This window comes from Vibrio sp. 10N.247.311.12 (assembly GCF_041467515.1).
In the GTDB taxonomy this organism is placed as follows: domain Bacteria; phylum Pseudomonadota; class Gammaproteobacteria; order Enterobacterales; family Vibrionaceae; genus Vibrio; species Vibrio crassostreae_C.
In genome coordinates, this window is sequence record NZ_JBFSUV010000030.1 from 31,999 (window position 1) to 50,389 (window position 18,391).

At 43.4% G+C, this 18,391-nt stretch carries 18 protein-coding genes; 9 read left to right on the forward strand and 9 right to left on the reverse strand.

The window, feature by feature from the left end; translation table 11 throughout:
• Positions 1–83: 83 nt before the first annotated feature.
• Together AB6E30_RS14145 and AB6E30_RS14150 are read left to right on the forward strand one after the other, a co-directional pair.
• Positions 84–482 (forward strand): hypothetical protein, encoded by a 399-nt coding sequence (locus AB6E30_RS14145; RefSeq protein ID WP_372104020.1) that lies wholly within the window; start codon positions 84–86, stop codon positions 480–482.
• Positions 470–739, forward strand: coding sequence for a hypothetical protein (locus AB6E30_RS14150; protein WP_372104022.1), 270 nt, complete (start codon positions 470–472; stop codon positions 737–739). Before AB6E30_RS14145 ends, AB6E30_RS14150 begins: the two co-directional genes overlap by 13 nt.
• 231 nt (positions 740–970) lie before the next feature.
• On the opposite strand, the gene AB6E30_RS14155 is transcribed toward AB6E30_RS14150, so the two are convergent.
• Together AB6E30_RS14155 and AB6E30_RS14160 are read right to left on the reverse strand one after the other, a co-directional pair.
• Positions 971–1,534 carry a hypothetical protein gene (locus AB6E30_RS14155; RefSeq protein ID WP_372104024.1) on the reverse strand — a complete coding sequence of 188 codons (564 nt, stop codon included), beginning with the start codon at positions 1,532–1,534 and terminating at the stop codon, positions 971–973.
• A 12-nt stretch (positions 1,535–1,546) separates the two neighbouring features.
• The gene (locus AB6E30_RS14160) at positions 1,547–2,476 is read right to left on the reverse strand and encodes a hypothetical protein (protein WP_372104026.1); all 930 of its coding nucleotides are present in this window, start codon (positions 2,474–2,476) and stop codon (positions 1,547–1,549) included.
• A gap of 447 nt (positions 2,477–2,923) precedes the next feature.
• On the opposite strand from AB6E30_RS14160, the gene AB6E30_RS14165 reads away from it, so the two are divergent.
• Complete coding sequence (locus tag AB6E30_RS14165) at positions 2,924–4,330, forward strand: alpha-amylase family glycosyl hydrolase (RefSeq protein WP_017062749.1); 1,407 nt, start codon at positions 2,924–2,926, stop codon at positions 4,328–4,330.
• Between the two features lie 128 nt (positions 4,331–4,458).
• Here the strand turns inward: AB6E30_RS14165 and AB6E30_RS14170 are convergent, their stop codons facing one another.
• The 4 genes from AB6E30_RS14170 to AB6E30_RS14185 form a co-directional block, all read right to left on the reverse strand.
• On the reverse strand, positions 4,459–6,330 hold the full coding sequence (locus AB6E30_RS14170) for a methyl-accepting chemotaxis protein (RefSeq protein WP_017062748.1): 1,872 nt from the start codon (positions 6,328–6,330) through the stop codon (positions 4,459–4,461).
• Positions 6,331–6,765: 435 nt separating this feature from the next.
• Positions 6,766–8,136 (reverse strand): YjiH family protein, encoded by a 1,371-nt coding sequence (locus AB6E30_RS14175; RefSeq protein ID WP_372104029.1) that lies wholly within the window; start codon positions 8,134–8,136, stop codon positions 6,766–6,768.
• Positions 8,137–8,363: 227 nt separating this feature from the next.
• Positions 8,364–9,038, reverse strand: coding sequence for a YoaK family protein (locus tag AB6E30_RS14180; RefSeq protein ID WP_372104031.1), 675 nt, complete (start codon positions 9,036–9,038; stop codon positions 8,364–8,366).
• Between the two features lie 175 nt (positions 9,039–9,213).
• A complete protein-coding gene (locus tag AB6E30_RS14185; protein ID WP_170926836.1) occupies positions 9,214–9,696 on the reverse strand; it encodes a GFA family protein in 483 nt (160 codons plus the stop codon).
• A gap of 32 nt (positions 9,697–9,728) precedes the next feature.
• Between AB6E30_RS14185 and AB6E30_RS14190 the strand changes: the two genes are divergently transcribed.
• The 3 genes from AB6E30_RS14190 to AB6E30_RS14200 all read left to right on the forward strand — a co-directional run bounded on the left by AB6E30_RS14190 (position 9,729) and on the right by AB6E30_RS14200 (position 12,393).
• On the forward strand, positions 9,729–10,382 hold the full coding sequence (locus AB6E30_RS14190; protein ID WP_372104034.1) for a hypothetical protein: 654 nt from the start codon (positions 9,729–9,731) through the stop codon (positions 10,380–10,382).
• 124 nt (positions 10,383–10,506) lie between these two features.
• Positions 10,507–10,806, forward strand: coding sequence for an isoamylase early set domain-containing protein (locus AB6E30_RS14195; RefSeq protein ID WP_009845720.1), 300 nt, complete (start codon positions 10,507–10,509; stop codon positions 10,804–10,806).
• Between the two features lie 276 nt (positions 10,807–11,082).
• Positions 11,083–12,393, forward strand: coding sequence for a peptidoglycan DD-metalloendopeptidase family protein (locus AB6E30_RS14200; RefSeq protein ID WP_136982191.1), 1,311 nt, complete (start codon positions 11,083–11,085; stop codon positions 12,391–12,393).
• Positions 12,394–12,499: 106 nt separating this feature from the next.
• Here AB6E30_RS14200 and AB6E30_RS14205 read toward each other — a convergent pair whose 3' ends face one another.
• On the reverse strand, positions 12,500–14,344 hold the full coding sequence (locus AB6E30_RS14205) for a bifunctional diguanylate cyclase/phosphodiesterase (RefSeq protein ID WP_104216192.1): 1,845 nt from the start codon (positions 14,342–14,344) through the stop codon (positions 12,500–12,502).
• A 142-nt stretch (positions 14,345–14,486) separates the two neighbouring features.
• Entirely contained in the window at positions 14,487–15,383 is an 897-nt protein-coding gene (locus AB6E30_RS14210; RefSeq protein ID WP_017068382.1) for a LysR family transcriptional regulator, read from the reverse strand.
• A 108-nt stretch (positions 15,384–15,491) separates the two neighbouring features.
• Here AB6E30_RS14210 and AB6E30_RS14215 point away from each other — a divergent pair, with 108 nt between their 5' ends.
• The 3 genes from AB6E30_RS14215 to AB6E30_RS14225 all read left to right on the forward strand — a co-directional run bounded on the left by AB6E30_RS14215 (position 15,492) and on the right by AB6E30_RS14225 (position 17,568).
• The gene (locus AB6E30_RS14215) at positions 15,492–16,697 is read left to right on the forward strand and encodes a multidrug effflux MFS transporter (RefSeq protein WP_372104037.1); all 1,206 of its coding nucleotides are present in this window, start codon (positions 15,492–15,494) and stop codon (positions 16,695–16,697) included.
• Between the two features lie 100 nt (positions 16,698–16,797).
• Entirely contained in the window at positions 16,798–17,148 is a 351-nt protein-coding gene (locus AB6E30_RS14220) for a hypothetical protein (protein ID WP_017057980.1), read from the forward strand.
• A gap of 285 nt (positions 17,149–17,433) precedes the next feature.
• Complete coding sequence (locus AB6E30_RS14225) at positions 17,434–17,568, forward strand: hypothetical protein (protein WP_010431176.1); 135 nt, start codon at positions 17,434–17,436, stop codon at positions 17,566–17,568.
• A gap of 153 nt (positions 17,569–17,721) precedes the next feature.
• Here AB6E30_RS14225 and AB6E30_RS14230 read toward each other — a convergent pair whose 3' ends face one another.
• Complete coding sequence (locus AB6E30_RS14230; protein ID WP_017062739.1) at positions 17,722–18,339, reverse strand: glutaredoxin domain-containing protein; 618 nt, start codon at positions 18,337–18,339, stop codon at positions 17,722–17,724.
• Between the last annotated feature and the right edge of the window lie 52 nt (positions 18,340–18,391).

The window sequence follows — 18,391 nt, forward strand, 5'->3', positions numbered from 1 at the left end:
GTTTCCCCCGTCATTTCTCGCTAACCCCCGCTAATATTCCCGCTAATCATAAATATAATAACCAAACCCATTAAGAGGTACATATGACCCAGATAACAAGTGAAACGGCACGGCAGATGCAAGTGAAAAGTGTAGAGTCTCGCAACCGTAGAAAGGCACTACAGGCTGAGCTACTTAAAGACGGTGATAAAGTTTTAAAAGAACTGCTAAATCACGACATTGACATAAGTGGATTGACCATCGATAGCAGTGTGTTGGCCGACGTTTATAAAGACGTATTGATTACTAAGCTACGACACAACAACGCTGTAGAGTTAACCATTCTCAAGGCTGAGTTAGACGAGCTTAAAAACCAAGAAACTGAATCCACCAGTAATGTCAAAACACTTACAGAACCAATGGATATCTGGAAAGCGATAGACGAGGGTCTGATTGTTTTGACTGACGACGACAAAATGAGGATGCGACTTTGGGCACAATGATAGATGAGTTTTTCAAGAAAGCCGATGATACAGAGGTGATTTTTGAATGTGTCAGTACACCAACTGACATTGAAATGATGCTAAGAACGTTTAGATACCATATCAAAGGTAATGATGAGACCACCGCGACCGATGATGAAATTCAGAAATACAAAGACATTGTTATGAAATCTGATAACCCAATGGCATTACTGCGTGGGCTTGAGTATCAATATCATCGTGATGCGATAGTGAATCTAAAGCATGGGATAGAGTAGGGACTGGAGCACATGGAGAGGCTTAATTATTCTTTGGTTCGTCGTGAGTTTTGGCCTGAAACCAGATATCTCAATAACAGTATCATTGTGACCGGATTTAATAATTCGAGCTTTAAGGTTAAGTAGCGTAATGAAAAGAACAAAAGCCAGTATCACCGCTAATGGCTTCGTGTTTGAAACTCTTAAATTAGCGATGAAAACTGGCTTACCAGAGGCTACTTGGAGGGTTGTTTAGTTTGTAAGTAAAGCGTGCATTCTCTTAACAATCATTAGGATTGTAAGGATTAAGTTTACAGTCACAAACGTCACAAGCGGAGTGGCAAAGTAGGTGTTCACATCAACGCAGAATGACACAGGGTCTTCTAACGGCAGTGTGACGGCCTTAACTTTGCCTCTGCAAATTGACTCGATGAAACAAGCCACAACCAACGTTATCGAAGCAATAATTGAGTAACAGATGTTAAAGTACAACTGGTCTAGAATAGTGCGCTTCGTGCTGTAACTAACGTCGGCTTTTTTTACAGCATCAGGTTTTTCTTCCAGCTTAGTGCTTTGGTCATATACCAACACTAGAACACTTAGCAGCAACGCCGTGAAGATGGCCCCAAAGTTAACCAGTAAAGACGTTAAGTCAGTTGTATATTTGAACTTAAATACAACCGTCAATATTGCCAAAAACAAAGGAAACAGAAAGAAAGTGAATACATCACCTTTGCTTACCTTCTTGGTTCCATTGTGCTCTAGCGTTTTCCAATGCCCTGAGATAATCCCGAAAACATTTATCTTTGAACTCATAATAAAGGCCCGTTAGTACATGGTCTGAGCGTACTCATCTGCTATCTGCTCAACCCATCGATTCATCGAATTAAAGTCTGGCACACCTTCATCCATTATGACATTTTCATCCAGCTCTATTTCGCACATGGCGTTAGAGGTATTATGTCCGACATTGAATGTGCGTTTCTTACCATTCATTTCTACAACGGTTTTCACTTGATTACCAAACCCTGTCAGTTCAACCACCGCTTCATGGTGGTCATTACCCTTACTAAAGTAATCTCTCAGCTTTCCAAGATTTCCTTTTCTTGGTGGTTTGATAATAAGCTCCTGCTCGTGATGTCCAAGCTTGTTTAACTTGTCAGCCACATCATCCACGCCGACAAATTTAGTCAGCTTTATTTCTTTAGCTGGCGCATCCAACCACGCATTTATAGCATTGTCGTAGGCTAAAGGATGCATCTGCAAAACAAGATTTGCGTGTTGCTTAAAATACTCACCAAACAAGTCATGGAACAGCGTCTTAATCCCATTGCCTCGATAAGTGTGTAAGAACGCCATGCCTTCATCTACATTAAGAGGTATACGAAAGTGGACATAGTGCTTGATAATTTCAGCGTTATTCTGGGCTTTTTCGAAATCAACTTCTTGAGTCTCAATATTGATAATTTCTGTTTTCATCCCGTAGACACCAACGTTGAACCAGCCGTAAACTTCTCGTTTTACGGCATCCAAAGTTACGTCACTAAAACAATAAACCTGCTTAGATTCTTCCTGAATTTGGTACTGAGTCGAGTTCAATTGCATGAACTGTTCAAGCATATTCAGCAAGTCAAAATTACCAGAAATCTTATCTAGTACACTATATCTTTCATCCTTACGCCCTTGAAGGTTCTTGTTATAAACCCTGAATGAATAAGGCGTAAGAGCATGCTGCTCTTGTTCGAAGGTTTTTGCCATTTCGCTACATGAATTCTTTTAAAATTAGTTAACTACAAAAATGGTATCACGTTATCTCAATTAAATGCTACAAAATGCATTTGAACTGTGAAGGCGCTTAATGTGTTTTATAACTGGCAGTGTGTTAGAATAAGCAGCTTACTAAGGTTCTTTACAGAACTTAGTTATAAATATGTGTTAGATTGAATAAAAGGAGCGTATATACGCTCCTTTTTTGTGACTTTTGTGCGCGTTTTAAAGCACTACGGTTGAGTGTTCATCCCAGACGTTATGCGATAATTGGTGCTACGCCCTCAACCATCCACCGTGAGTAATTGGTAGGAGGAGGAGGGTTTTTAATGAGTAACTCATATAATAAATGCCATTCTTGAGGAAATTTATTGCAGCTTTGCCTTTTAGCCTTTGCCTTTTCTAAAAAGCTGTAAACGAGTTTGGTAGGAGAACAACATGGAGAGTTCAGCTATGTTAAGCAAACCAGCGACAGATGTCATATTGCATGCCTTTGACTGGTGCTACGCTGACGTAATGAAGAACGCCCCACTGATCCAAGAGTTGGGTTATAAATCTGTTTTAGTATCACCGGCGATGAAATCGCTGCGCGGCCCTAAAGGTTGCGATCGAAATTCTGGTACTCAATGGTGGCAACGCTATCAGCCCCAAGACTATCGTGTGATCGATAATCAGTTGGGTGACACACAAGATTTTAAAGCGATGGTCGACACGTTAAAGCGACATGGGCTTCGTACTTATGTGGATGTGGTGTTTAACCACATGGCCAACGAATCGGGTATCCGCGGTGATCTAACGTATCCCAATCAGCAAGACATGGCGTCTTATCAAAAAGATGCTGACTATTATGAATCCATACGTTTGTTTGGTGACCTTTCTGAGCCTCTTTTTGATGAGAACGACTTCGTGGAAGCGTTTGGTATCAAGAACTGGAAAGACACGTGGGAAGTGCAAAACGGGCGTATTACCGGTGGCGCGAGCGACCCTGGCCTGCCAACGCTACTCGATAACGATAATGTGGTGGCACAACAAAGAGCCTACCTAAAAGCACTGAAAGAGATTGGTGTGAAAGGATTTCGCATTGATGCGGCAAAGCATATGACACTGGCACACCTACGCAAGGTGTGGACGGATGACATCTGCGAAGAAATGCACATCTTCGGTGAGATCATTACCGATGGCGGCGCGACAGAAGAAGAGTATGAGCTGTTCCTTGAGCCTTATCTTAAACACACTCGCTTAGGCGCTTACGATTTCCCGTTGTTCAACACCATCTTCAAAGCATTTGAAGAGCAGGGCAGCTTTAAGTCTTTGATTAACCCATACTGTTTTGGTCAGGCTCTGTCGAATATGCGAGCGATCACGTTTGCGGTCACTCATGATATTCCCAATAACGAGGTGTTTTTGGAGCATGTGATGGATGAAGTGGATGAGCGATTGGCTCATGCTTTCATTCTTGGTCGAGACGGCGGTGTGCCGCTTGTTTACAGTGAACTGAGCACCAGCGGTATTCTGGACAAGAGCGGTCAGCCTCGTTGGCTTAACGACTGGCAAGCGCCTTACATGAAAAGCATGATTCAATTCCATAACCATGTTCATGGCGAAGCGATGCGTGTGGTTGAAGCGAATGATGATTTGTTGGTGTTTGTCCGTGGCGATAAAGGCATTGTGGTGATCAACAAGTCGAAGCGAAGCAAAACAGCCTCATTAAATTGGACTGGTGCGGTAACCGATTTACTGTCGGATGATGTGTTTGAATGTGTTGGTAAGGATTTAACCATCAAGGTGGAATCGAACCAATGCATGATGTTAACGACGAATGAATTGAAGCCTGTCACGAGTTAACTTGGATAGACTAGAAAGAGAAGCCCCGCTTACTGGCAATCAGTAATCGGGGCTTTTTATTTTAAGCTATTGCTCGGTAACTAAACCAAATGGCGACTCAGCCAAACGGCAACTGAGCCAAACCTTGGTTAAACCGTAAACTTATTCAATAGCTCGTCTTGTTGGCGAACATTGTCAGTTTGCTGCTGCATTGCGGTATTCGCTTCTTGGGCCGCTGTTGATACTTGTGTTGAAAGGTCTTTGATCTTAACAGTGTTGTTATTGATCTCTTCCGCTACTAAGCTCTGCTCTTCTGCCGCTGAAGCAATCTGGATGTTCATATCTGAGATGCGTTGAATCGCGTCACGGATACGGTCAAGTGAAGAGTTCGCTTGCTGAGCGCGTTCAACGGCGTCAGTGGCTGTGTCTTTACTTTGGTTCATCGCGTTCGATACTGAGCTTGCACCCGCTTGGAGCTGCTCGATCATGTTGCGGATTTCCGTAGTTGATTCTTGAGTACGTTGTGCCAGAGTACGAACTTCATCGGCAACGACTGCGAAACCACGGCCTGATTCACCAGCACGCGCCGCTTCAATAGCCGCATTCAATGCCAGTAGGTTGGTTTGGTCTGCAATATCGTTGATTACTTTTAGAATTGTTTCGATGTTGGCTGTTGCTGATTCAAGTACTTGTACTTCGGCAACCGCTTGGTCGATACGTGCTGAAAGGTTATCAATCGCTTGAGTGGTGTCACTTACGACAGATGTGCCGTCTAGCGTTGCTTCGTCTGCTTCACGGGCTGCCGCTGCTGCGCCTTGAGCATTGTTTGCAACTTCAGTTGCAGTAACCGCCATCTCGTTCATTGCAGTCGCTAACTGTTCAAGCTCTTCCAGTTGGGTATTCATCGCTTTCGCTGATTCGCCTGCACCTTTAACCGTGATTTCAGTACCACGCTTAATTTCAACACCAATCGCTTTCGATTGAATGATCTGATTTTGCAGGTTTTCAGTAAAGGTGTTGAAACCTTTCGCTAGGTCAGAGAACTCTTGGTCTGTGTTGGTATCTAGGCGCTTAGTTAAATCACCTTGACCGCTCGCCACATCTTGAATGGCTTGGTTAAGCGCATCCAGTGGACGCATTAACACACGAATCAGAACAGTCAGTGCAATGATGCTGAGAATAACTGCAATCAACGAGTAGATCATTGAGCTGTTCTTCAATTCTTCAACGGTTTGGAACGCGATCTCTTCATCCAGGATGGCACCTATATACCAATCTTCACTAGGGATGTGGGTGAAATTAACTAGGAACATTTTGCCGTCGACTTCAATTTCTTGAGAGCCTTCACGAATAGTCGCTTGTGGCATGTAGCTTGATAGCGTTTCACCGTTGTTTTTCGCATTTGGGTGAGCAATCGTGGTGCCGTCGGCTGTTACTAGGAACAGGTAACCCGCATCAAACAAGTTCACTTGGTTGACCAAGGTAGCAAGGTTCGTCAATTCTAGGTCGTAGAACATACCCGCAGTAAAGCGGCCGTTGTCTTTAACTGGAGTACCTACTGATATGATGACTTTCTTACTTGATGCATCCACATAAGGAGCGGTAACAACTAAACTGTTTTTGGATTTAGCATCAATGTACCAAGGACGAATTCGTGGGTCGTAGTCTGGACCGGCATCCCAACCATCATCATTTTCAATAACGAAACCGTTTGCTTCATAACCAAAACCAACCGCTAGGAAGCTGTTTTTAAGCTTTGGCTTTTCTAAGATTTCTTTAACGTAAGCGCGATCTTCAGGGTTGATCTCGATGACTTCAGTCGTCGATTGAGCCAACGCTTTCTTGGCGTTCATCTCCGATACGACGGTATTTTTCACGCCCGAGACCATCTCTTTCAGGCTCGCATTGACGTGGTTTTCTACTGCACTTCTTACAGTGTAAAGTTGTTGTATTGAAAGCAATGATACTGTCACTAGCAGCAAGGCTGATGATGCAGCAACCACCTTATGGCTAAATTTCATTGAGTTTTCCCCTTCTCACAGGCTTTGCGAAGACTAAAGTTAATCGTGTTTTTGTAATTATATATATCGACTAGATTGGATTTTACTTGAATGTAATTTCACAAAATAGACTACAAAAATACAACAACCTAAACAATGCAAAATTCACTAAAGCGCATATTTGTTGCTTTTAGTATTTGGTTCAATGAGTTGGGGAATGGGGCTAGACGGAGTTTAAGGAGGAATTAAGAATGTATTAATTTGATAGTTATGCGTTCAGTTTTCTATTAAAAAGAGGCGGGGTGAACAAACGATATGAAATCAAATGACATGCAGAGCTTATAAATTAATTGAACTCCAAATAATACTGTGTATATATTTTCGCAAATAAAAAGCCCCACAAAAGTGAGGCTTTATAAACTGAATCTTTATTGAGTTACATAAGTAGTATCTAATTTAGAATATTAGATGCGCTACACCAGCGATAACTGGAAGCGTAATTAACGTACGTAGAATAAAGATAATAAACAGTTCTAAGATGTTCACTGGAATCTTACTGCCTAGAAGTAGAGCGCCCACCTCAGACATGTAGATCAGCTGAGTTACCGACATTGCTGCAATAACAAAGCGAGTCATCTCGTTGTCGATAGAAGCCGCAAGGATTGCTGGGATAAACATGTCCGCAAAACCAACAACAATCGTTTCAGATGCTGCAACCGCTTCAGGAACACCAAGTAGCTCTAGGAATGGAATGAAAGGCTGACCTAGGATTGAGAACACAGACGTGTATTCCGCAATAACCAGTGCCATTGTACCTAAACCCATAACAACAGGCAGTACGCCAAATACCATATCTACGGCGTTACGAGCGCCTTCGCCAAATACAGATTTAGCCGACTTTACTTGAGATGCTTTATTTACCGCTAGCTCAAGACCCCAAGAGAACGTTGAGTGACCTGCTGGGATCGCGTCAGCGTCTTTGTGCGGCTTGCTGCCATCAATGAAAGTATCTTTCTTCATGCTTAGTGGTGGAAGGCGAGGGATGATCACCGCTGCCACAATACCCGCTAAACAGATTGCTGCGTAGAAAGGTAGGAACAGGTGCTCTAGTTCTACCTGAGCAATAACCACAAGACTGAATGTGATAGATACTGCTGAGAAAGTCGTACCAACAACCGCAGCTTCACGCTGAGTGTAGAATTTCTTCTCGTACTGTTTGCTTGTAAGCAGGATACCAACACTGCCGTCACCCAACCAAGAAGCCATACAGTCAATAGCACTGCGGCCTGGTAGGTTGAAGATTGGACGCATGATTTTACTTAGTAGCGTGCCAAACAGCTCTAGTAGACCAAAGTTAAGTAGAAGCGGAAGTAGCAAACCAGCAAAGATGAATACTGAGAACAGTGTCGGAAGCAGGCCTTCTAGAACCAGACCACCAGTATTTTCTTCCCAAATAACCTCAGGCCCAACTTGGAAGAAAGCCATAACGGCTGCAGCACCACCAATTAAACGAACCAGCAACCACAGTGGAGATGGGTTGAAAAGGCCGTTTAAAAATGAATTTGATGTAATGAATGTAGGCTTAAAAATGGTGCTTAAAACTGAAGCTACAGACATGAAAGCAACGATCGCAGTGATGATAGGAACTAGATATTCACCGAAAACCGCTTGAATTGATTTGGCTAAGATAGCTACAGGGATGGTTAGATCACCTTGATAGCTGATTGGCGCCATGAAAAGGAATAAACCAATCAATGATGGGATTAAGAAAACCCAGAAACTGCCTTTAGATTTCTCTGTTTGAGCAGTATTCGTGTTGTTAGACATGTTATTGTTCTCGAATTTCCACACGTAAAAAGCCACATCCTTGGCATTTTTATTCACTAAACGTCCGTATTTTCTCATTGGGTGCAAGATTACCCAGTATTAATATCGCTTGCAATACTATTCATCAAATATCGCTAAATATTCATGCTGGTTATTCTGCAACGTATTAAGAGTTTAGAATAAAGTGTTGCGGATGTTACGCAGTTTGAGGTTATATTGCCAGATATTTATAAATTGACTGGGGTTTCAGTTCGATAGGTCAAGTATAACCAGTAGCTAAACGCAATAATGAAAGCAAAAGAGGCAGGGAAAGCCAATGCCAAGATTTCGAAGCGTTGGAACAGACAAGCGCCAATTAAGCCGCCAAACAGGAAGCCAACCACAATGAAAATTAGCAGTTTGGCTTTACGGCGGTCAAAAGGCATCCCCTTTAAGCGAGCGCCAATTATGATCCCAAGATCGGTAATGATCCCGCTCATGTGTGTTGTTCGAATGATTGCCCCGCTGTAAGTGGTGATCATCGCGTTCTGCAAACCACACGCGGCTGAAGCGAAATACTGACCTGAAGTATAGCCTTGCAACAGTGTCCACAGCGCCAAAAACAGCAATCCACCCTCAATACATAGTGCAACACCGTAACGGCGTCCTAACTTCAATGCTTGGTTTTCAATAAAGAACCCGCTGAACGACGCACCTAACATGAAGCTCATGATCACCAATAGGAGGTGAACAGAAGCCGAGGTCGGTGTAAGCAGGCTACTGCCTAGCAAAGACATGGTGCCGGAGATATGGGAGATAGCTTGATGTTGGAAGCCAAGTAAGCCGATAGCATTAACACTGCCAGCAAGACCAGCTAACAAAAGGGCGCCGTATTCAACCCAGCGAGGTAACTTAGAAATCATGTGGTTCACCCTGGGTTAAATAGAGGAGCAAGATTATAACGCTAGACAAAAGATACGCTAGCGCTGTGAAGCGTTGATATTTGATCTTAGGCAACAGTATTGCAGTTTGTTTTAATACTGTTGCTATATAAAGATAACGGTCAATAACGAGATAAAGATAACGCTCAATGACGAACTAGTTGTAATGGCTCATTTGGTGGTCGAACTTAACCCAACCGTGTTTGCGTTCTTCATAAACCGAAAAGCTCGGCAGTGGGAAGTCTTGCTCTTTAAATAATCCGAGCGGGACGATATAAAAATCAGCGGCGGCAACCGACTGCAAAAGCATGGTGGTGCCACACTTGGGACAAAACTGATAGGTGACTTCATTACCCGTATCGCTGATGCGTGAAAAAGAGGTCACTTCACCGCTGAGTGTAACTTGTTCTATTGGGAACCGAGCCTGAACGCCGAACACACTTCCGGTGCGTTTCTGACACTCATAGCAATGGCAGACAGATGTACGTTGAGGTTCACCTCGGCATACTAGGTTGACTGCTCCACAGCGGCATTCGCAACTTCTGATATTTCTATCTTTAATATGATTGATATCCATCCATGCTCCACTTCTGGTTAACCCTGTATTGATAATTATACTAAAGCCCTTTATGGTCTGCACAACTGGATGAAAACAAAAGAATATAATTGCCCATGAAAAAGAAAATCTTACCTATCCCTCTGATTCTACTGATTCCAATTGTCATGCTGGTTGTGGTGATAGTAGCGGGTATTTATCGCTTTAGCTTAAGTGATGAAGAGATCTTGGCGAAGTTTCCTTCTTCTCAAGTGAGTTATGACCCAGTCGTAGAAACCGTTTTTGATTTGAAGACGACCAATCCATGGACAATTAAAGTTCCTGAGACTAACGCCTACGCTTTTATCAATGAAGTTGATGAGCCTAGAGCCATCGCGTTTGGACGCTATGACTCAGGTGTTGAGCGCGGTGTGGTAACGGTAGACACCAATAATCTTTCAGCCGCCACGTTGGGCAAGGCGAGTTTCTTTGTCGCGCCGATGTGGATATCTAACCAAGGCAGCGGTGTTTTCTATTATCTAGGCCTGTTTAAGCATGACCAGCAACGAGGCCGTGTGGTGTTAGTCGACCAACTTTTACTGGGTGATCGTATACAAATTCAGACATTGGAGGTAGCTCAGCAGCCAGGTTCGCAATCACAGAATAAACTTACTGGGGAAGGTTTTATCGGCTTTACTCAGCATTCTGCGGAACAATCATTTGCAGAACCCCCTTCTGAAAAGGTGTTAATGAGTTTTTCTTTTGATACGCAATCAATTGGTAAGCAATAACGTTTTCGTGAATGTAAGGATCTGTTGTTTATGTGAGCCAAATTACATATTATCTTAGTTAGATGAATGAAATTTAGACACAGTTAGCTTTGTGTCCGCTTATTATTACAAATGGAGCTTGCGAATGATTAATAAACGTTTTTTTAAGACGAAAGATGAAGTTGAAGTGACCTTCGAGCTAGAAGCTCAAGAAGCGAACTCTGTATCCATCGTTGCTGACTTTCTTGATTGGAAAGCCACCCCAATGAAAAAACTGGCCAAAGGGAAGGTTTACAAGTTTAAAACTCGTCTACCTAAAGATGGCGAGTTTCAATTCCGCTACCTAGTTGATGACCAACAATGGGTGAACGATGCGAATGCTGACCGTTACATCCCAAATGAGTTTGGTGAAGACAACTGCCTAGTGTCGACGGTAAACGCATAATCTTTTCTTAAAACCAGCGACTAATTCGCTTCGTTTATTAATTATTCGAAACGGAATAACGTCAACCAATAGAAAGCAGAAACTAGCCGTTTCTGCTTTTTTATTTTTAAATTTAGCGGTTAATTTTATTTCTTATCTAGTGGCTCTTTATCTACGGCAACTCAATGACTTAGGCTAAGTTGGGAAGATTCACATCATATTATGACAATGCATTGATGATTTATGCGTTTGAAAAGCATATCCTATGCCTTTATATCGTAGAAAGACCTGTTTACCGTGTATTCAAAAATATTTCCCTCTCCGTTTGCTGAGCTTTCACCTGTAAAAAAAGTAGCTATTTTGGGACTGCCACTTATTGCTGCGATTGGTGTTGCTTTGCAATCGTCACAATCGGATCTGACGAAAACGATCGATCTTGATTTGCCCGACTCAACCGTTATTGAGTCAATTCTGTCACCATCTTCTGTTACCGTTATTGAGCCGCCGACATTTGAGTATCAAATTCAAACGGGCGATAACTTGAGTAGCATCTTCACTCAGCTTGGATTTTCTTACAAATCGATGATGAGCGTGATGGAAACCGATTTAAACTTCCTTGCGTTAGACACGCTTCGCCCAGGTAACACATTGCGTTTTTGGCGTGATGAAGCGACGGGCGACCTTTCCAAAATGGAACTTCAATTTAGTGTTGCAGATAAAGTGGTTTACCGATTACTTGATGACGGCAGCTACGAATTCGAAGACATCTCTATTCCTGGTGAATGGAAGCAAAAACCTTTAGTGGGTGATATTCAAGGCAGCTTCTCTATGTCGGCGAACAAGGTTGGCCTGAGCAGTCTTGAGATTGACAATATTGTGACTCTTCTTAAAGATAAGCTGAACTTTAGCCGAGACCTACGTGCTGGCGATCAGTTTGAAGTGCTTCAAAAAGCGCAATATGTTGATGGTGTTGCAACCGGAAAACGTGAAATTGAAGCAATTAAGATCATGAATCGTAACCGCGTTGTGTCAGCATACTTACACACTGACGGACAATATTACGATGCTAATGGCGATAGCTTACAACGTGCTTTCCAACGTTACCCAGTGAGCAGTAGCTGGCGCCAAAGTTCTCAGTTTAACCCTAAGCGCTTACACCCTGTGACTGGCCGCATTTCACCGCACAACGGTACGGATTTCGCGACACCAATTGGCACACCTGTTCAAGCAACGGGTGATGGCAAAGTGATCATGACGCGTAAACACCCTTATGCGGGTAACTATGTGGTGATTCAACACGGTAGCACTTATAAAACGCGCTACTTGCACTTAAGCAAGATCCTTGTTCGTAAAGGACAAACGGTATCTCGTGGTCAACGTATTGGCCTATCGGGTAAAACGGGTCGAGTGACAGGTGCTCACTTGCACTATGAACTGATCGAACGTGGTCGCCCTGTTGATGCGATGAAAGCGAATATCCCAATGGCCGATTCTGTGCCTAAAAAGGAAAAAGCGACATTCACAGCCGCGAGAGATGAAGCCGACAAGCTATTGAAGGCAGCGTTAGAAACGCGCAATCTAGCAATGGTTAATAATGCTAGTAAGTAGCTAGCCATTAAACTGTTTTAAAGCCGCAAGAGCATCACAAAGCACAGTCAGTGTTAAGTGATGCTCTTGCGGCTTTTTAGTTCTCAATAGAAGGTTCGGTAAGGGTTTAAACTAAAGGCTCTGAGTGCGCGACATAGCTAACGATAGCTTCAGGCCGCATTGGAGGTGAGTAGAGGTAACCTTGGATCTTGTCACATCCCATCGCGTGCAGCTTTTCTAATTGCTCACGCTTCTCAACACCTTCCGCAACCAAAGATACATCGAGTCTATGGGCCAGTTGAACAATCAGCCATACTACGCTCTCTGAGGTCGAACTAGTTAACAAGTCTCGAATAAAGGTCGCATCAATTTTAATGCAATCGATAGGGTAGCTGTGGATGTAGTTCAAACTGGAGTAGCCTGTACCAAAGTCGTCGAGTGCAATCGTGAAGCCTTGTCCTCTCAGAAAGTTAAGCGCGGATTTTGTCTCTTGTGTTGGCGATAACAGAACGGTTTCGGTTAACTCGATAACAAACTCATTCGCCTTAAAATGGTGCTGTTCAATGGTTCGAGTCAGGTAGGATATATAACGTTTCGAATCAGTAAGCTCGTGCGCAGAGCAGTTGATTCCAAGTTTAACCTTGTAGCCCAAGCCTTGCTCTAGTGTGGTTTTAGCGCGGCACACCAATTCAATAATGCGTTCACCTAATTCGACAATCAGCCCTGACTCTTCTGCCACTTGAATAAACTCTACGGGTGAGATGTCTCCATGTCTGGCGGTTTTCCAGCGAGTCAGTACCTCGAAATATTCCCATTGCGTTTCACCTTGACCCACAATCGGCTGTACCACTACGTACATTCCATTGCTGTCGGGGATATAGCTTTGTGAAATTGGGTTTTCCAGCTCACTTCGTAGCGCTGCGACTAGCTCGGTTTTTCTTTGGTAACGAACTCTTAAGTGAGTGTCATAACATTGAATATGAGTATCTTGGCTGTGTTTACACTCTTTAAGCGCCAAGCTGGTATTGAAGATGATTTGCTCAACGTCTTTGTTGTCTCCATCCGAACTGGCAATACCGATGCTGACGTCGAAATCTATCTTGATATCAACGCTACTGTAGCCCTGCTTAATTTTGGCCAGTATTTGTTCGCACACGGCTATCGGATCAGAATGGTAGGTGATGAAGGCGAACTCGTTGCCAGCAGTCCGGAAAGTCAGGTTGCTTTCGGGTAAGGTTCTCCGCAAGGTTTCTGCGACAAACTGCAGCACCTTGTCGCCAATATAATTACCGTGCATATCATTAATGGCTTTGAAGCTATTGATATCGAGTAAAGCCAATGTAAAAGGAGTGACGCTCTGTTGAGTAATCGACTCTAAGGTATCTGATAAACAGCTTCGGTTGAGTAACCCGGTTAGGCTGTCGTGTGACACCTCATAACTAAGCTGATTTACAAGTTGTTCGGAACGATCGTTAAACCACATTTCACGCAAGGTGTGGATGATGATGTCGGCGAACAATTGATGGTGCTTTACCACGTCTTGTTGCTGATCAGGGCTAAGAGGCGAGGTGAACGTTGAAAACAGCACGCCCATCACTTCGCCACTTTGAGTTTGAGTCGGGATCGCGATGGAGTTTTGTGAGGTGATTTCCTGCCTAAATGCCGATGTTGGCAATGACTGGACGATGTACTGAGAAAATGAGCAATCTGGGTGTCTTTGATTGACGGCTTGTTGGTAGATGTGACCATGGCGCGCATTGATTTTGTCATGTAATACATGATCAGAATGGGCGATCACCAAAGGAACGGTTTGGTCAGGGAAGTACTTCTTCTCAATGATGCTAGTGTATTGAGTATCAAAGGTCTGATGTAAAGTAAGCACAGCTGACTCTAAAAGGTCGATACCTTCCAATTTCAGCAAACGGCCAATGCGCTCTGTGTCTATCATGCTATTGTGCGTATGTTGAGTCATAGCCACCACCCCTAGTTAACCAGATTCACTGTGTAAGCGGTATACGTATTATCTTGTATATGTGCGAACTTGTATAATCTATATGCGTCAAGTTTATTATTGACCGTGTTGTATAACTTTTCAAATTAAAACGTGACTTATTTCACAGAGCTTGCGTGCTACGCTCTTTGTCTAGCCTGTCTTTCAGATGGTCCAAAAAGAGCTTGGTTCGCGTGTGCGAGTAATCAAGCTTAGGGTAGTACGCGTAAACCATCACTTCGTCGGCGGTAATATTTGGCAATACTGGAACTAATGTCCCTTGCTTTAGATCCTCTTTGATCATCGCTTTGATGGTTAACAGTACGCCCATTCCTCGCTTCGCAGCATGAAACAAAGCCTCTGGATTAGTGGTCGCAAAGTTACCGTTTAACGTTATTCGCTGCCCTTTGGTGAGTGCTACTTCACGGGTCGGACGCTCTCCCCAAATTAACGAGTTGTGTTGCTCCAAATCTTGCTCGCAAGTGGGGTAGCCGTGTTTGGCAAGATAGCTTGGTGCTGCATAGAAGCTGGCTCTGTGTTCAAACAGCGGTGTTTTCTTGAAGCTTAATGAGTTGAGTTGTTCTAGTTCACGACTGATTACCAAGTCCAAGCCAAGCTCGGGTAATTGACCGGGCGTAGTGGTGATGAGTTGTACCTTAATATCAGGGTACTTTTCTAAGAAGTCGTCCATGTATTGCACCAGAAACTTAGAGCCAACCGCAATCGTAGCGCCAATCTTTAATAGGCCTGCTGGGGTTTGGTTAACCGAGCGAGTCTCATCAATAATGGACTGCCAATTGTCGAGCTGATCCTTGGCTCGCAGGTAAAAGAGCGCACCTGCTTCGGTTTGGCTAATTGATCGCGTGGTACGCTTTAACAGTTGGGTGCCGATGCGCTCTTCTAACCAGTTCACTCTTTTACTGATCGCCGAGCTGGTGGTGTTCAGCTTTCGAGCAGCACCATTGAAGCTGCCTTCTTCGACTACTCTGACGTAGCTTTTTACGTTAAGAATCCAATCCATATTATTTCCTGTTGGGACTTAATAAAATTCCAATTTAGCTAATTATCAATTATTGGTTTTGAATGTAAACTCGTCTAATGAACAAATATCAAACGAATAGGGAATTTTTTGAGCCAATCGACCTTTAAAAAAACACCGTTACTCTTAGCAATGATGATTATTGCTACGGGGCAGGTGGGTGTGAGCATCTACTTGCCAGCATTACCGTTAATTGCTTCTGATTTAAGTGCTACTCAAGTAGATGTACAGCTTCTCGTCACGCTGTTTCTGGTGGGTTTTGGCTTGTCTCAGCTATTTTACGGACCGATGTCCGATGCGGTGGGAAGAAGACCTATCTTCTTGTTAGGTCAGGGTGTTTATTTGATTGGTACAGTCGTTTGTGTTGTGTTTTCTGACAATATGACGGCGCTAGAAGTTGGTCGCTTGCTGCAAGGTTTAGGGGCGGGCAGTGCCTCGGTTCTTGGGCGAAGTGTGCTTCGTGACAGCTATGATGGTTTACAGCTTACCAAAGCGTTGTCTTATATCTCGATCACCGCGTCGATTATGCCGATCATCGCGCCTGTATTTGGTGGCTGGATTTCATTCCACCTTGGTTGGCAGGCGGTGTTCCTTTTCGTTCTATTGTATTTACTGGCGATATTCACACTGGGTTACTTCGTGTTGCATGAAACTCTGCCATATGGGAAGAGCCGTTTTGAAGTCAGCCAAGTGGTAAAGAACTACGGACGCTTGTTAACGAATCGCCAAGTGATAAGCAGCGCCAGTTATAACTGGATGAGTTATATGGCGAGTTTGGTATCGTTATCTTTGTTCCCATTCTTAATGCAAGAGCAATTGGGGCTGACCGCCGCTGAGTATGGTTCATTGATGATTGTCCCTTCGGCAGGCTTACTGATAGGTAGCGTCGCTTTAAACTTACTCAATCGTAGGTTTAGTACGCCCCAACTGATGAGCCTAGCTATTTTGATTATCTTGGCATCGGGAACTTGGCTTCTTACTCATGAGTTATCCATCTTTAACTTGGTTTGGGCGTTTACTTGGTTGGCGATAGCACAAGGCATTTCGTTCCCATTATCAATCAGCATGTTATTAGAACCTCATAAGAAGCAAGCGGGCGCAGTATCGGCATTGTCGGGCTCTATTCAGATGTGTTTAGCGGGTTTATTGGGTGGGTATCTGGTAGAAAGTTGGGTCACGACTCATCTACAGTTAGGCGTGTTCTACCTCATTATTGGCGCAGCCATGGGCGGAGTGCTTTGGTCTTCAACCAAAATGAACAACAAAGGCGATACTGTTGAAGTGGAATATAGCTAAACACTAAATTCACTATCGTTTAACGCACCATCGTTAATACGTTGTATTTGTGCTGATGGTTTTCTACAATGCTTCGGTCCATTGAATAGGTAAGAACAAAATGCAGCAAAATGAATTTGAAGTTCTGGTAAAAGCTATCTGCGCACTAGATGGCCTGCCTCAAGCGCTTGAGCTATTGAAATCCAATGAGGATACAGAAGTCGCTGAGGCTGCTGCATCACTGACTGGTCAATTTGCACTTGCTGAAGTGGAAGGCGAAAAGCGTATTTACCACGTGACGCTTCAAGAAAATGAACAAGGCGAAGAGCAAGAGTACATCGAACATGTTATGAATGAGGGCGATGACTTAATCAAATTTGCAGCTTGGTTCTTTGAAACGATGTTTGAATTGAAGCAAAAAGACACATACCAAATTGCCGGTAAAACTTACAGACAGCCAAAGCGCAGCTAGGTTTCTCAGTAAAGCATTTTAGAAAGCAGCTCTATTGAGCTGCTTTTTTTATCAGTGTCTAAATCAATGTCTTGGGTTGTTATTAGGAATGGAGCATTAAGCTCAAACCAGAATTTAGGTTAACTCATTGATATACAAAAACAATGCTGATTAGCACAGAGACAAAATTAGGCTAATTGCAAATGAATGCTTAATATTGCATTAAAGTGTGATTTAGATCTTGTTTTTGGGCGTTTTAAGTGTAGAATCCGCGCTAAAGAAAGTTGATTATGTGCGGAGATAAGCATGAATTACGAACTAGGCCACGCATACCTTGGTCAAATGGCAGCAAAAAACATGATGCACGAAGCATTGTACGGCACTTCAAAGCCAAAGAAACCATCGTTCTTTAAGCGAATGATGAAGAAAATGGCTAAATAAGCATTTTCAAAAACGGAATTTTAAAAGGCCTTAAACTCGATGAAGTTTAAGGCCTTTTTCGTTTTAGCGATTGGTGAAAGTTATCGCTTTGTTTTGTTGTGGATGGACACAAAAAATACCAATTAAGCTTCTGACTAATGGCTTTTAATGAACTCAGCCAGCAGATTGATTGGATAAGTCGACCACATTATTAGGGATGCTATCTAAGCCATTCTCTTTCATCCACGCTTCTAAGTTATCGGCACCACCGATGTACTTACCATCAAGCCAGATCTGCGGGACGGTGACCGGTGTTTTCTCACCAATGTGTGCTTTTACCTCTGGAATCATACGGTACAAAGCGGCGCTGTCTTTTACGACATCGTGGTATTGGTATTCAACACCCGCTTCATCCAGCATTTTCTTCGCTTTAACACAGAATGGGCAGGTCGCCTTACCATAAACGATGTTGCCTTTTAGGCTGTCTCGTTTGGTCCACTCTTTGATCACGGATTGGATTAACACACCGCGATTAAGCGCTTCACCTTGGCTGACAACCTTGCCTTCAACAACAAGGATTGGGGCGTGCCAAGAGCCCAGTTTTAGAGGCTCCCACCAGTGAGACAACCAATCTTTCACTTCCAGTTCGACATCGACATCGGCCAACTCATTCTCAAAAGTATCCTTCAGAATGTCTTTGGTAAGGGTACATTCTCCACATGGGATGTTAACTTTAAATGGACCCCAGCTGCCTGCCCAACGGTATAGTGTAATCTTGACTGGTTTCTTCATGGTTACGGCCTCGTTTGAATTCTCTTATCCATATAGAACGGACTGTCGAACT

What these genes read in the sequence shown, in the direction of transcription:
- AB6E30_RS14225 (WP_010431176.1), top strand. Translation starts at nt 17,434, where the DNA reads ATGAATTACGAACTAGGCCACGCATACCTTGGTCAAATGGCAGCAAAA.
- AB6E30_RS14180 (WP_372104031.1), bottom strand. Translation starts at nt 9,038, where the DNA reads ATGATTTCTAAGTTACCTCGCTGGGTTGAATACGGCGCCCTTTTGTTA.
- AB6E30_RS14190 (WP_372104034.1), top strand. Translation starts at nt 9,729, where the DNA reads ATGAAAAAGAAAATCTTACCTATCCCTCTGATTCTACTGATTCCAATT.
- AB6E30_RS14165 (WP_017062749.1), top strand. Translation starts at nt 2,924, where the DNA reads ATGGAGAGTTCAGCTATGTTAAGCAAACCAGCGACAGATGTCATATTG.
- AB6E30_RS14160 (WP_372104026.1), bottom strand. Translation starts at nt 2,476, where the DNA reads ATGGCAAAAACCTTCGAACAAGAGCAGCATGCTCTTACGCCTTATTCA.
- AB6E30_RS14170 (WP_017062748.1), bottom strand. Translation starts at nt 6,330, where the DNA reads ATGAAATTTAGCCATAAGGTGGTTGCTGCATCATCAGCCTTGCTGCTA.
- AB6E30_RS14145 (WP_372104020.1), top strand. Translation starts at nt 84, where the DNA reads ATGACCCAGATAACAAGTGAAACGGCACGGCAGATGCAAGTGAAAAGT.
- AB6E30_RS14220 (WP_017057980.1), top strand. Translation starts at nt 16,798, where the DNA reads ATGCAGCAAAATGAATTTGAAGTTCTGGTAAAAGCTATCTGCGCACTA.
- AB6E30_RS14210 (WP_017068382.1), bottom strand. Translation starts at nt 15,383, where the DNA reads ATGGATTGGATTCTTAACGTAAAAAGCTACGTCAGAGTAGTCGAAGAA.
- AB6E30_RS14195 (WP_009845720.1), top strand. Translation starts at nt 10,507, where the DNA reads ATGATTAATAAACGTTTTTTTAAGACGAAAGATGAAGTTGAAGTGACC.
- AB6E30_RS14175 (WP_372104029.1), bottom strand. Translation starts at nt 8,136, where the DNA reads ATGTCTAACAACACGAATACTGCTCAAACAGAGAAATCTAAAGGCAGT.
- AB6E30_RS14205 (WP_104216192.1), bottom strand. Translation starts at nt 14,344, where the DNA reads ATGACTCAACATACGCACAATAGCATGATAGACACAGAGCGCATTGGC.
- AB6E30_RS14230 (WP_017062739.1), bottom strand. Translation starts at nt 18,339, where the DNA reads ATGAAGAAACCAGTCAAGATTACACTATACCGTTGGGCAGGCAGCTGG.
- AB6E30_RS14155 (WP_372104024.1), bottom strand. Translation starts at nt 1,534, where the DNA reads ATGAGTTCAAAGATAAATGTTTTCGGGATTATCTCAGGGCATTGGAAA.